Consider the following 12184-nt stretch of genomic DNA (forward strand, 5'->3'; position numbering starts at 1 on the left):
AGAACGGCGGAGGGTGCGAAACGGACGCCGTCACATCGGCATGCGCAGGATTTCCTGATAGGCGTTCAGCACCTTGTCGCGCACGGCGGTGACGGTCTGCAGCGTCACCTCGGCATTGGTCACGGCCTGGACGACGTCGTTCAGGTCCGCCTTGCCGACGGCCGCCATGGCCGACATGTCCTCGCTCTTCTTCAGGGTGCCGATGCTTTCCTTGGCCGCCTGTTCCAGCACGTCGCCGAAGGAGAGGCCGTCGCGCGCGGCCATGCCGGGGCCGGTCGTCTTGGCGGCGGTGGTGGCGTAGGCCGCGGCGGCGTTCAGCGGATTGATCATGGCGGCGGTTCCGGTCGGTCGGGAGGTTCAGGGGCGTTTGCGCGGGACGAGATCAGGCGCGCAGGATGTCGATGGTGCGGGTCAGCATCTGGCGCGCGGTGTCGATGGCCGACAGGTTGGCTTCGTAGCTGCGCTGGGCCTCGCGCATGTCCATCGCCTCGACCACCGAATTGACGTTCGGCATCAGCACATAGCCGTCGGCGTCGGCCGACGGGTGGGAGGGATCGTAGCGGCGCTGGAAATCGCTCTTGTCCACATCGACCTTGGCGACGCGGACCTTGTCGACGTCCATCGCGCGGTCCAGCTCGTTCTTGAAGATGACCGTCTTACGCCGGTAAGGCAGATCGCCCGGCGTTTCCGCGGTGGTGTTGGCGTTCGCCAGATTCTCCGAAATGACCTTCAGGCGCGTGCCCTGCGCCTTCATGCCGGAGGCGGAAACCGCCATCGACTTGTAGAGATCCATCGCACCGCCTCCTCAAAAACCCGCCGGCAAATCCAAGCCGATCAACTGCCCGAGCGGATCGCCGACTTGATCATCGCCACCTGCTTTTTGTACAGGTTGGTGATGGTCTGGTAATCCATCGAATTCTGGCTCATCCGCATCATCTGGTCTTCCAGGACGACGTTGTTGCCGTCCGGCGCCGTCTCGTACGGATCACGCACCTTCTGTTCCTGCGCCATGCCGCCGGGACCGCGGGATCCTGCCAGATGGGACGCGTTGGTCGCCACCGGAGTCAGCCGCCGGCTGTCGCCGAGCGCGTCGCGGAAGGTGAAGGGCTTCAGGTCGCGGCCCTTGTACTCAGGAGTATCAGCGTTGGCGATGTTCTGCGAGATGACTTCCTGACGCTGGGTCAGCCAGTCCATCTTGCGTGACATCAGTTTGAAGATGCCGAGATTACCGAGGTCCATGGCCCTGATCCCGCCCCAATGCCGCCGAACGCTGCCCAGGCCGGGCATCGTCACAGCCTCCGATGGTCGCCCGTTTGCGTTAACGAAGAATGAATCCCGGCATGTGGAACCGCGCAGACACCACGCCTTTACAGTTCGTTAAGCCTACCGGTCCAGGATGCGGCGCAGGAAGGACCCTTCGATAAGGCCGCCTGTTGTCCGCGCAAGCCCGCCCTCCCGCCTCACCGCCAGCCGGCAAGAGGCCGTCCCCTGCCCGGCGGCCGGTCGCGGTTGCGCTGAAATACCAACTGGGGACGGAGACGCTGCCGCGGATCGTCGCCACCGGCAAGGGAACGGTCGCGGAGCAAATCCTGGAGGTCGCCTTCGCCAACGGCGTGAAGGTGCGCGAGGACGCCGATCTGGTCGAGATCCTGTCCGCCATCGAGGTCGACAGCGACATTCCTGTCGAGGCCATCGCCGCGGTGGCGGAAATCCTCGCTTATGTCTACCGCGCCAACGGCACGATGCCGTCGGAACCGCACTCCGAGGACATCGTAGAAGAGGACAAGCCGTGACCCGTCCGCCAACCGCTTCCCCTTCGCCCGAAAGCACCGAGTCGGCCGGCCGGATCGCGGACCAGGCGGTGGCGCTGGGTGCAACGCTCGACGATGCGCGCACTCAGGCCGAGGCCGGGGTGCTGATCGACCTCGCCGGGCTGGAGGAGCGCGTCGCCCATCTTTGCCTCGCCGCCGAAGCCCTGCCGCGGGGCAAGGCGCGGACCCTGCTCGGCCCGCTCGGCGATCTGGTCGCGGCGTTGGCGCCGCTGGCCGCCGCGCTGACCGACCAGCAGGCCCGGAGGGAGGAAACCATCGCCGCCGCGCTGGCCGGCCGCGACGACCCGCACACCGCCCGTCAGCGTGCCGCCGCCGCCTATGGCCGCAACGGCGCCCCGGCCGCTCCGGGCCGTCCCGACGATACGCCCTGATACAGAAAGCCTGCCGTTTCCATGGATCTCGACCAGTATATCCGTTTCCTGATGGCGCTCGTCTTCGTGGTGGCGCTCATCATGATCGTCGCCTGGGTGATGCGCCGGGTCGGGATGGCCGGCGGCACCGTACGCGGACGCGCCCGCCAGCGCCGGCTGAGCGTGGTGGAGGCGCTGCCAATCGACGCCAAGCGGCGGTTGATCCTTGTCCGCCGCGATGACCGCGAGCATCTGATCCTGTTGAGCGCCAACGGCGACCTGCTGGTGGACAGTGCCCCCGCCGAGGGATTCGACACGGCGCTCGCCGGGACGGCCGATACCCCCGCCGCGTCTGCACCGGCCGGGAGCCAGCCGCGATGACTGGGGCCGTCCTGAGGCGCGTGGGATCCTGGTGGAAACCGGCAGCCGCCGGGCTGGCGCTGGCGCTCGTCGTTGGCGTGGTGCTGGGGCTGAGCGCCGGGCCGGCGCTGGCGCAGAGCCTGACCTTCGACCTGGGTGACGCCGGCGGCACCGCCACCGGCCGCATCGTCCAGACCATCGGCCTGATCACGGTGCTGTCGCTGGCACCGTCGATCCTCATCATGATGACGGCCTTCACCCGCATCGTCATCGTGCTGTCCTTCCTGCGCAATGCGCTGGGCGTGCAGCAGGTGCCGCCGACCACGGTGATGATGTCGCTGGCGCTGTTCCTGACCTTCTTCGTCATGGCCCCGGTGTTCGAGCGCAGCTACACCCAGGGCATCCAGCCGCTGATGAACCAGGAAATCGACGAGATGGAGGCGTTCCGCCGCACGGTGGCGCCCTTGCGCGATTTCATGCTGCATCACACCAGCGAGAAGGACCTGCGCCTGTTCATGGACATGGCCCGCCTGCAGAATGTGCAGGAGCCGAACGACATGCCGCTGCACGTCCTGGTCCCGGCCTTCATGATCTCGGAGATCAAGCGCGGGTTCGAAATCGGCTTCCTGCTGTTCCTTCCCTTCCTCATCATCGACATGGTGGTGTCGTCCATCCTGATGTCGATGGGCATGATGATGCTGCCGCCGACCATGGTCGCCATCCCGTTCAAGATCATCTTCTTCGTGCTGGTCGACGGGTGGTATCTGATCGCCGGCTCCCTGGCCCGGAGTTTCGGAACGCTTTGAGGGCGCCCGCATAGCGCGAACAGCCCTGCGCACTTCGTCGCAGCCCCCGGGCTTGGCCTTCGCGGCGCGAGCCCGCGCTGGCGTTGTGCGCAGTAAGCGCGTATGAGGAAAGGCGATGTGCGTCGGTGGGATGATTGGCAAGGACGCCGATCCCGCCGGATGGATCCGACCGTTCGCAGCCGCCGAAGGGGCGACGGGCCGGGACATCGCCGCGATGGGCGCCATCGAACGACGGACCAACTTCGGACCGCAATCACTGCATGACTGATACCGCTTTGAAGGCCGCGCCGCCCGACTCCGGCAAGCTCGCGACGCTGACCCTGGGTGCCCTCGGGGTGGTGTATGGCGACATCGGCACCAGCCCGCTCTACACGCTGCGAGAATGCTTCGGCGGCGACCACGGGCTCGCCCTGACCCATGACAATGTCCTGGGCATCATGTCGCTGGTGTTCTGGGCGCTGGTGATGGTCGTCACCGTTAAATATGTGGGCTTCGTCATGCGGGCCGACAACAAGGGCGAGGGCGGCATCCTCTCCCTTCTGGCGCTGGCGTCCAAGACGCGGCCGGATGCGTCGGGCAAGCTGACCATCCTGACGGCGCTCGGCCTGTTCGGCGCCTCGCTGTTCTACGGCGACGGCATGATCACCCCGGCGATGTCCGTGCTGTCCGCAGTCGAGGGCCTGGGCGTGGCGGAGCCGGCGCTGGAGTCGTCGGTGGTGCCGCTGACCGTCGCCATCCTGATCGCCCTGTTCGCCATCCAGAGCCATGGCACCTCGCGCGTCGGCGCGCTGTTCGGTCCGATCATGCTGGTGTGGTTCTCCACGCTCGGCATCCTGGGCCTGCTGGAGGTGATCCGGCAACCGAGCGTGCTGGTCGCCTTCAACCCGTACTATGCCATCGCCTTCTTCGCCGAGCATGGCGTCGCCGGTTTCCTGGTGCTGGGCGCGGTGGTGCTGGCGGTGACCGGCGGCGAGGCGCTCTACGCCGACATGGGCCATTTCGGCCGCCGCCCGATCCAGGTGGCATGGCTGGCCGTGGTACTGCCGGGCCTGCTGCTAAACTATCTGGGCCAGTGCGCGCTTCTGCTGAACGACCCGACGGCGGTGCGCAGTCCCTTCTACCTGCTGGCGCCGGAGTGGGGGCTCTATCCGCTGATCGGCCTGTCCACCGCCGCCACCGTCATCGCCAGCCAGGCGGTGATCTCCGGCGTCTTCTCGCTGACCCGGCAGGCGGTGCAGTTGGGCCTCTGCCCGCGCCTCGACATCCGCCACACCTCCAACGAGGAGGAAGGGCAGATCTACATTCCCCGCGCCAACTGGGGCCTGCTGGCCGCGGTGCTGGGGCTGGTGCTGGTTTTCCAATCCTCCAGCCGTCTCGCCGCCGCCTATGGCATCGCGGTGACGGGTGACATGATCATCACCACGACCCTGTTCCTGGTGGTGGCGCGCCGCCGCTGGAGCTGGAGCCTGCCGCTCTGCTTCGCCGTCGGCGCGGCCTTCCTGACGGTGGAGGTTTCCTTCTTCGCCGCAAATGCGGTGAAAATTCCTCATGGCGGTTGGGTGCCGCTGGTGATCGCCTGCGTCACGCTGGGGCTGATGTCGACATGGCGCCGCGGCCGGGCCGTGCTGACCAAGCGGCTGGCCGAGGAATCGCTGCCTCTCGACGCCTTCATCCAGCGTCAGGCGAAGAAGGGCGACATCCAGCGGGTGAAGGGCACGGCGGTCTTCATGACCTCCAGTTCCAACACCGTGCCGATCGCCCTGCTGCACAACCTGAAACACAATCAGGTCCTGCACGAGCGCATCGTCTTCGTCACGGTGGTGGTGGAGGATGTGCCGCGCGTCCCCGCCAAGGACCGCGTGGTGGTGGAGGGGCTGGCCGACGGCTTCTACCGCATCACCGTGCGCTACGGCTTCTCGCAGGAACCGAACATCCCCAAGGCGCTTCGCCTGTGCAAGGCCTTCGGGCTGGAGTTCGACGTGATGGCGACCTCCTTCTTCCTGGGCCGGGAGACGCTGATCCCGCAGATGAACTCCCAAATGGCACTGTGGCGGGAGAAGCTGTTCGTGGTGATGTCCCGCACCTCGGTCAGCGCCACCGACTTCTTCAAACTGCCGCCCAACCGCGTGGTGGAGCTGGGGACGCAGGTGCAGCTCTAGCCGTCGGGAGGCGGCGCTGCACCACCAGAGCATTACCTCTTTCGCGCAAACAAAAATCGGTGCCACGCACAGACTCTGCTGTGATCTGACCGGAAGCCTCCCCCGTAACGGTGTTGTGTCCGCGGGAAGCGGACCTTCACCGACAAGAGGGAATGCTATGAAGAAGGTTGCCACCGTGGCGATCGCCACCCTTCTTTTTGCCGGTTGCGCCAATGCGGCCATGGAAAAGATGGTCGGCGGCGCGCCGATGTACCCCAGCAAGACCATCGTGGAGAATGCGTCCCAGTCCAAGGACCACACCACCCTCGTCGCCGCCGTGAAGGCCGCCGGGCTGGTCGACACGCTGAACAGCAAGGGCCCCTTCACCGTCTTCGCACCCACCAACGAGGCCTTCGCCGCCCTGCCCGCCGGCACCGTCGATACGCTGCTGAAGCCGGAGAACAAGGCGCAGTTGACCAAGGTGCTGACCTACCACGTCATTCCCGGCAAGCTGGACGCCAAGGACATCGTGGCCGACATCAAGAAGGGCAACGGCAAGGCTATGCTGAAGACAGTGGAAGGCATGCCGCTGACCTTCACCCAGTCCGGCGACGCCGTGATGGTCGCCGACGCTTCCGGCAACATGGCGCGCGTCACCATCGCCAACGTCGAACAGTCCAACGGCGTCATCCACGTCATCGACAAGGTTCTGCTGCCGAAGTAACGGCCCAAGGCCATCGGCGCGGAGCGGGCGGCGGGGCGCCGCAATCCCCCCGCAAGGCGTCCCGCCGCCTTATGAAGTGGGCTTTAGGAAGTCGGCTTATCGGCTGACTGCTTCCCGCCGCGATATTCCTTCAAAAACTTCTTGAACATATCCACCTCCGCGACGCGGGAGCGGATGGTGCCGACGTCGATCAGGCCCATCGCCTGTTCGGGGCGGGTCAGAATGCGGAAAGCATCCTCATTCGGCCCGCCCTTCATCGACCCTTCGAAATCCTTCTTCAACAGATTCAGCCCGTTGCCGTCGCCGGCCAGCGCCAGCGCCACCGCGCGATTCAGCACCAGTTGCGACATGTTGGGGTCCAGCTGCTTGCCGGCGGCGGGTGGCGGGCCGATCACCTTGTTCAGGGCCAGCGCCGCAGCATCCCATTTCTGACCCTTCCAGGCGATGTCGACACGCAGCAGGTTGGCGTTGGTGCTGTCGTCCTGGGCCAGAAGCTGCATCGCCTCGTCGCCGCGGTTCAGCTCGGCCAGCGCCTTGGCCTGCATCAGCCGCCGTTCCGCCGTCAGATCGGCCGGCAGCCCGGCGACATTCGAAAGTTCCAGCGCCTTCAAAGCCTCTTCCGGCTTGTTGTCGAGCAGCCGGACGGAGGCCAGCCGCGTGCCGACCCGCGCCTTGTCCAGACCGGACAGGCGGTATTCGACCTGATGCTGCAACAGGTCGGCCGCACGGTTCAGCAGATCGATGGAGATCAGCCTTTCCGCCAGCTGCCGGATGATTTCGTCGCCAGCCTCCCCCACCGGGGTCAACTCGCGGAACTGATCGTAGAGCTGCAGCGCGTCCAGCGTCGGCAGGCGCTGCGCCCCATCCTTGAACAGGTCGGCGAAGATGCGCGACATCTCCTTGGTGATCGCCTCGGCTCTGGGCGTGTCGGCGACCAGGGCCGCCGTCTCCTTCATGGTGTTGAAGCCCTTAGCATATTCGCCGCCGGCGATCAGCACCTCGCCCATGCGCGAGCGGATCTGCATTTCCAGATCGTCGCCGCGCCAAGTGAAGGTCAGGCCAGCCAGCTGCTCCGCCGCGGCGGTCGGCGACATCTTGCCTTCCGACAGTTCCAGATTGGTCAGCGCCAGCCCGGCCTTGGCGCGATAGAGCCGGTCATAGCTGTTGTAGGCGGCGGTCAGCTGTTCCCGCGCCTGATCGATCTCGCCAGTCTGGGCGAAGAGCAGGCCGCGCAGATATTGCGTCTGCGGGTTCTCCTCCTGATCCGGGCCGCTGTGTTCGATCACGCGGTCGAACAGCCGCTTGGCGGTGGCGGAGTCGCGCGTCTCCAGCGCCGCTTCCGCCGCCCTCAGGCCGAGCTTTCCGATCATCGGTTCGGGGTAGCTGTTCAGGATCGGGCCCGACGCCTTGAAGCCGGCCATCGCCTTGGGCCAGTCGCGGCGGTCGGCGGCGATGGCGGCGCGCCACAAATTGGCTTCCGGATTGCCGGCCAGCGACGGGATCGACAGGTCGGCCTCCGCCCCGTCGAGGTCGCCGGTCAGCACGCGGGCGGCACCGCGCAGCGCGCGGAACTCCGGCCAGCCTTCCAGATCGGGTTGGTTCTGCTGCAGCACGTCCAACATACCGAGCGTTTCCTGCCCGAACCCGTTGGCGAAATAGAACCGCGCGAGGTCGAGCTGCGCCTTCGGCCGCTCCGATTCCGGCGCATTGACGACGGCCAGCTGAAGGTCCTGCCGCGCCTCGGTGAAATGGTCGAGGTCGCCATGCTTCCAGGCCGGCAGATTGAACAGGCGGCGACCCTGCATCTGGGCGGGCTGCGCCTTCGGCGGCTCCATGGCGGACGAGGCGCCACCGGCCGGCGGATTGACCGGAAGCGGCGCCGCGGCCAGCTGCGACGGAACCGGCTGGGGGGCTGATGCCGGTGCTGGCGGCGGCGCGACCGCCGGGTTGCCTGCATCGGCGGCCGGCGACAGGTGCAGCCCGCCGGCGGTGGTCAGTTCCACCCCCTCCTTGATCGCGCGCACCGTCACATTGTCGGAGATCGGCCGCACCACCACGCCCTGATAGGAGGGCATGACTTCCAGGTCCGGGTAACGGTGCGGTTCGGGCACGCCTTGCCCGGGGCTGGGCAGCGGAACCACCTGGATGCGGTCGCCGACGTCGGGATCGGCGAACTGCACGACGTTCGCCGCGTCGGGCGCGCGCACCAGCAGCCGGGCGCCGAGAAGGAAGTCGGGGTCGGGCTCCACCCGGAGATCGCCGGCGCTGCCCATGTTGGCGGGGCGGGCGGAGGACAGGATGCGCCAAGTGGTGCCCTGCCGTTCCACGGTCGGCCATACCATCGGACCGATCTTGGTGCGGAACACGGTGCCGCCGGTCGCCGGTACCGGCTCCACCGCCCCCATCAGCTCGGCCCCGGGGCCGCTGAGCTTGCCGGCACCGATCGGCATCGGCCGGTCGAACACGACGTAAAGCTGGCCCGCCCGCGGATAGACGGCGATGGAGGCCGGTCCGCCGGTGTCGAAGGTCAGCACCGGTCCCTTCGGGCCTGCCGCCGGCTGGGCCTTGGCATCGGCAGGCGCTGCGGGCGCGGCCTTCGCCTCCGCCGGCGGAACGCTGGGGGCCACGACATTGGCCGCAGAGTGGGGCGCCGCGGCATTGGCCGCGATTGCGGAAAGGCTGGAGGTCGCCGACGCCATCGTGGGCGCGTCCCTGCCGCCTTCCCCGGCGGTGTCCTTGGCCGGCGCCGGCTGGCTGCTGCTGCCCTGGCTGCTGCCCTGGCTGCTGCCCTGCCCCGCAGCGGTCCCCTGGGAACCGGCGGCGGGCGGAGCGTCGCTCTTGGGCAGGCCGGCGCGGGAGCCGGGATTGCCGACGGACAGCACCACCGACTTGCCCGATGCGCTGTCGGTCACCTCGGCATCCTGCGGCACGGCCAGCGTCACCGCCAGCGCGCCATCGGCCCGCCGATAGGCTTCCACATTCCGGATGTTGCGCAACGCCGCCTTGGAAACAGCCGACAGATCGGCGGTGCCGCCCTTGTCGAAGGCGACCGTCACCGCGGCGCCGTCGCGCGTGACCGTGTAGCCGACCGGCGACGGCCAGTCGAAGGTCAGGCGGCTCTGGTCCGGCTGGTCGGCCCCACGCACGCGCAGCCGCCCGGCGGACGGCACCGGCTTTACCGCCTCCGCTTTCGTGGTCTCTGCTTTCGCGGGTTCGGGTTTCGCGGGTTCGGGCTTCGCGTCCTCCGCCTTGACGGCCGTCTGCGGTGCGGCCGGCGACAGGTCGATGGCGATGGCGTTGCCGTTGCGGAAGCTTTTCAGCGAGACCGGGCGCTTCAGGTCGAAGGAGACCGTCTTGCCATCCGCCTCGACCCGTCCGGCGGCCAGATAGCTGGGCAGAGCCCTTACCAGGCGATCGAGCGGAGCGTCGATGCTGTCGGTGAAGGTGACGACCAGCCGGTCGCCCTCGACCGACGCGGTGTAATCGACCTTGCCCGGCCAGTCGAAGACCAGCCGGCCGAAGTCCTTGTGGGTGCCGCCGCGCACCGGAACCGTGGCGGCGTCCGCATCCAGAGGAGACAGCAGGACCGGCACGGCAAGCAGCGCCACCGCAGCGGCACAGCCGCGCAGCCAACGCTTCCACTCTTGGGCCGTCCGGTCCGTCACCTCAATCCGCTCCTTCCTCTCGCACCACGATGTCCACCGGCAGGCGCCCGTTGCCGGCGCCCCCTGCCCCATCAACCGGCATCATCACCGCCCGTGCCACCAGATCGCGGCGATAGCCGGTCTCGCGCAGCGCGGCGGACACGGCGACCGCCCGCGTCAGCGCCCGTTCCCAGGCCACGCCGCCGGTCGCATCCTCGTGCTCCGCATGGCCGACCAGCTCGATCCGGTTGCCGATCCGGCCGATGACGGCGCCCAGCAGGAACAGCACCCGCCGCCCCTCCTCGGTGAAGGCGGCGCCGGTGGGATCGAACATCCGCTCGCCCGGCAGACGGATGACGACACGGTCATCTTCGCGCCGAACCTCGACCACCGCCAGTTCCGTATTCGACCGCAGCTGGCTTCCCAGCAGGGCCGCCAGATAATGCAGGTCGATGGCCGCCCTGGCCTCCACCGCCTTGGCGTTGAAGGCGGCGCCGGGATCAGTGGGCCGATCCGACGGAGTGCTGGCGGTCGAGCGCGCGGCGGGGATCGCCTCCGCCACGCCCTTTGCCAGACGGGTCCAGCGCTCCGCCTCCGGCTCGCTCATCGAATACATCAGGACGAAGAAGGCGAGCATCAGCGAGATCAGGTCGGTGAAGCTGATCAGCCACAGCGTCTTGCGCTGTCCGCCGCGATCGTCCGCTTCCGCCCCGGCCTTGCTGACGACGCCCGGAATGCGGATCATTTCCGCACCTCCGTCTTCCCCGCCTTCGGGGCCAGCTTGGGAGCCGCATTTGCCGCCGCCCCATCCTCGTCCCAGCGCAGGGAGAACAGCAGGCGCACGCCGCCCGGCTCCCCGCGCTCGATCCCGATGGTGACGTTGCCGGCCGGCGCCCCATCCTCGACCAGCGCGCGGGCCAGAACCCCGGCACGGGCGACCGGCCCCGGCGGCTGGCTGGGCGTTCCCGTCGGCCCGATGCCGAGCAGCGCGTCCAGTTCCACCCGCTCGCCCTGGCGCGACTGGCGCAGGGCATCGGCGATGCGGTCAATCAGGCCCTGGCGGTCCGGCCGGAGGGTCATGGTGCCGGGAAGGAACAGGTCGTCGGCCGGCAGCCGGACCTCCAGCAACTGGCCGGGAGCGACCACCTCGACCTTGGCGACCGCCACCGCGGTGGCGAACAGGGTGCCGACATCGTCCAGCCGCTGCACGGCGAAGACGGTCCCGGCGCGCGAGGCCACCGGTTCGGCGCCCTCACGAAGGCGCGGGTCGATGACGAAGCTGGGAAAGGTCCGCTCCAGCGAGGCGGCGACCGCCTTCACCTTCTGCACCGTCTGCACCGAATTGGCGTTCAGCACGATGAAGAAGACCAGAAGCAGCAGGAACAGCGACAGCAGAAGCAGGATGCTGCCGTTGTTCGGGTTGGCATGGCCGCCAACACCGGACCTGGCACCGACACCGCCGGCACCCGCGACCCGCAGCGGCGACAGCCCGGCGTTCCCCGTGCCCGGTCCTGCACCTTGGGCCGTGTGGCCGCCGGTGGGCCTGCTGATGGGTGCGCCGGGCAGCATGGCGTCAGTCGAAGCTGGCCAGCAGACGGTCGATCTCGTCCTGGTCCATGGCGTTGCCCGGCATCTGCGGCCCGTGCAGAAGCTGCTTGTCCGCCTCTTCCTCGGTCATCGGTTCGTAATGGACGGCGGCCTCCGCCTCCTCCGCCGCCAGCTTGGCCAGCCGCGGGGCGTGGTTCTGGCGCACTTCGCTGCCGAAGGCGGCGACGATCATGTCGACCTTCGATTCGATGTGCTTCAGCGTCCGCACCACCTTGCTGATGCGCTGGCCGGTAATGTCCTGGAAGTTGCAGGCCTCGTAGATCTTGGTGATCTGGTCGTTCAGCTTCGCCGAGCTGTCCGCGTCCGTCTGGCCGGCGATGGCGCCGATGGCGTCGCAGGCGTCGAAGATGGCGAAGGTCGCCTTCTCGGTCGCGCCGATCACCGCATCCAGCTCGTCCGTGGCGGTGCGGATATGTTCGTCGCGGATTTCGGCCGGCTGCAGCGCCGCGATTTCCTGCTTGGCCGTTTCGATGAACTTGGCGAGGTCCACGACCTCCTTGTAGAGGCGCAGGTCGGTGGCGGAGATGTCGCCGTCCATGCTGCCCAGGATGTTGCGGACGATGTCCGTCACCTCGTCACGCGACAGCGGCTTTGCTGCTTCCGCGAAGGCGGCGTCGAGGCGCTGTCTCAGGAGCTTCTGTTCCGTCACGGCGGATTGGGCGGAGAAGGTCATCGGGCGTGTCCAGCGAGAGGGGCAAGGCCTTGGCGGAATATGCCGGAAC

General features: G+C 67.8%; 13 protein-coding genes. 6 read left to right on the top strand and 7 right to left on the bottom strand.

All coding sequences use genetic code 11. The features are described 5' to 3' along the window. Positions 1–30: 30 nt before the first annotated feature. From fliE to flgB, 3 genes are read right to left on the bottom strand one after another with little or no spacing between them, the layout of a single operon-like run. Complete coding sequence (gene fliE / locus M5E06_RS06495) at positions 31–330, bottom strand: flagellar hook-basal body complex protein FliE (RefSeq protein ID WP_109073148.1); 300 nt, start codon at positions 328–330, stop codon at positions 31–33. A 52-nt stretch (positions 331–382) separates the two neighbouring features. After that, positions 383–793: a flagellar basal body rod protein FlgC gene (gene flgC / locus M5E06_RS06500; protein ID WP_109073147.1), complete on the bottom strand. Its 411-nt coding sequence runs from the start codon at positions 791–793 to the stop codon at positions 383–385. 41 nt (positions 794–834) lie between these two features. Beyond that, complete coding sequence (gene flgB, locus M5E06_RS06505) at positions 835–1239, bottom strand: flagellar basal body rod protein FlgB (protein ID WP_136705742.1); 405 nt, start codon at positions 1237–1239, stop codon at positions 835–837. Between the two features lie 194 nt (positions 1240–1433). Between flgB and M5E06_RS06510 the strand changes: the two genes are divergently transcribed. The 6 genes from M5E06_RS06510 (at position 1434) to M5E06_RS06535 (ending at position 6210) form a co-directional block, all read left to right on the top strand. Then, positions 1434–1793: an EscU/YscU/HrcU family type III secretion system export apparatus switch protein gene (locus tag M5E06_RS06510; RefSeq protein ID WP_109073145.1), complete on the top strand. Its 360-nt coding sequence runs from the start codon at positions 1434–1436 to the stop codon at positions 1791–1793. Then, complete coding sequence (locus tag M5E06_RS06515; protein WP_252137579.1) at positions 1790–2203, top strand: hypothetical protein; 414 nt, start codon at positions 1790–1792, stop codon at positions 2201–2203. Before M5E06_RS06510 ends, M5E06_RS06515 begins: the two co-directional genes overlap by 4 nt. Before the next feature lie 21 nt (positions 2204–2224). After that, positions 2225–2563: a FliO/MopB family protein gene (locus M5E06_RS06520; RefSeq protein ID WP_252137580.1), complete on the top strand. Its 339-nt coding sequence runs from the start codon at positions 2225–2227 to the stop codon at positions 2561–2563. Beyond that, the gene (gene fliP, locus M5E06_RS06525) at positions 2560–3348 is read left to right on the top strand and encodes a flagellar type III secretion system pore protein FliP (RefSeq protein ID WP_109073142.1); all 789 of its coding nucleotides are present in this window, start codon (positions 2560–2562) and stop codon (positions 3346–3348) included. The genes M5E06_RS06520 and fliP overlap by 4 nt, the downstream gene beginning before the upstream one ends. Positions 3349–3608: 260 nt before the next feature. Then, on the top strand, positions 3609–5507 hold the full coding sequence (locus M5E06_RS06530; RefSeq protein ID WP_252137581.1) for a potassium transporter Kup: 1899 nt from the start codon (positions 3609–3611) through the stop codon (positions 5505–5507). A 157-nt stretch (positions 5508–5664) separates the two neighbouring features. Continuing rightward, the gene (locus tag M5E06_RS06535; RefSeq protein ID WP_109150055.1) at positions 5665–6210 is read left to right on the top strand and encodes a fasciclin domain-containing protein; all 546 of its coding nucleotides are present in this window, start codon (positions 5665–5667) and stop codon (positions 6208–6210) included. 83 nt (positions 6211–6293) lie between these two features. On the opposite strand, the gene M5E06_RS06540 is transcribed toward M5E06_RS06535, so the two are convergent. Genes M5E06_RS06540 through M5E06_RS06555 form a run of 4 tightly spaced genes read right to left on the bottom strand, consistent with a single transcriptional unit; the run spans position 6294 to position 12135 of the window. Further along, on the bottom strand, positions 6294–9875 hold the full coding sequence (locus M5E06_RS06540; protein WP_252137582.1) for a tetratricopeptide repeat protein: 3582 nt from the start codon (positions 9873–9875) through the stop codon (positions 6294–6296). 1 nt (position 9876) lies between these two features. Next, on the bottom strand, positions 9877–10599 hold the full coding sequence (locus M5E06_RS06545) for an OmpA/MotB family protein (protein WP_136705747.1): 723 nt from the start codon (positions 10597–10599) through the stop codon (positions 9877–9879). Beyond that, positions 10596–11423 carry a hypothetical protein gene (locus tag M5E06_RS06550; protein WP_252137583.1) on the bottom strand — a complete coding sequence of 276 codons (828 nt, stop codon included), beginning with the start codon at positions 11421–11423 and terminating at the stop codon, positions 10596–10598. Before M5E06_RS06550 ends, M5E06_RS06545 begins: the two co-directional genes overlap by 4 nt. Before the next feature lie 4 nt (positions 11424–11427). Beyond that, positions 11428–12135: a protein phosphatase CheZ gene (locus M5E06_RS06555; protein ID WP_252137584.1), complete on the bottom strand. Its 708-nt coding sequence runs from the start codon at positions 12133–12135 to the stop codon at positions 11428–11430. Positions 12136–12184: the final 49 nt, after the last annotated feature.

The sequence above is a fragment of the Azospirillum sp. A1-3 genome, assembly GCF_023806445.1.
GTDB lineage: Bacteria > Pseudomonadota > Alphaproteobacteria > Azospirillales > Azospirillaceae > Azospirillum.

Excerpts from the sequence above, each read along its gene's own strand:
- fliP (WP_109073142.1), top strand. The coding sequence starts at position 2,560 with ATGACTGGGGCCGTCCTGAGGCGCGTGGGATCCTGGTGGAAACCGGCA.
- flgB (WP_136705742.1), bottom strand. The coding sequence starts at position 1,239 with ATGGACCTCGGTAATCTCGGCATCTTCAAACTGATGTCACGCAAGATG.
- M5E06_RS06535 (WP_109150055.1), top strand. The coding sequence starts at position 5,665 with ATGAAGAAGGTTGCCACCGTGGCGATCGCCACCCTTCTTTTTGCCGGT.
- flgC (WP_109073147.1), bottom strand. The coding sequence starts at position 793 with ATGGATCTCTACAAGTCGATGGCGGTTTCCGCCTCCGGCATGAAGGCG.
- M5E06_RS06530 (WP_252137581.1), top strand. The coding sequence starts at position 3,609 with ATGACTGATACCGCTTTGAAGGCCGCGCCGCCCGACTCCGGCAAGCTC.
- M5E06_RS06545 (WP_136705747.1), bottom strand. The coding sequence starts at position 10,599 with ATGATCCGCATTCCGGGCGTCGTCAGCAAGGCCGGGGCGGAAGCGGAC.
- M5E06_RS06520 (WP_252137580.1), top strand. The coding sequence starts at position 2,225 with ATGGATCTCGACCAGTATATCCGTTTCCTGATGGCGCTCGTCTTCGTG.
- M5E06_RS06550 (WP_252137583.1), bottom strand. The coding sequence starts at position 11,423 with ATGCTGCCCGGCGCACCCATCAGCAGGCCCACCGGCGGCCACACGGCC.
- fliE (WP_109073148.1), bottom strand. The coding sequence starts at position 330 with ATGATCAATCCGCTGAACGCCGCCGCGGCCTACGCCACCACCGCCGCC.
- M5E06_RS06555 (WP_252137584.1), bottom strand. The coding sequence starts at position 12,135 with ATGACCTTCTCCGCCCAATCCGCCGTGACGGAACAGAAGCTCCTGAGA.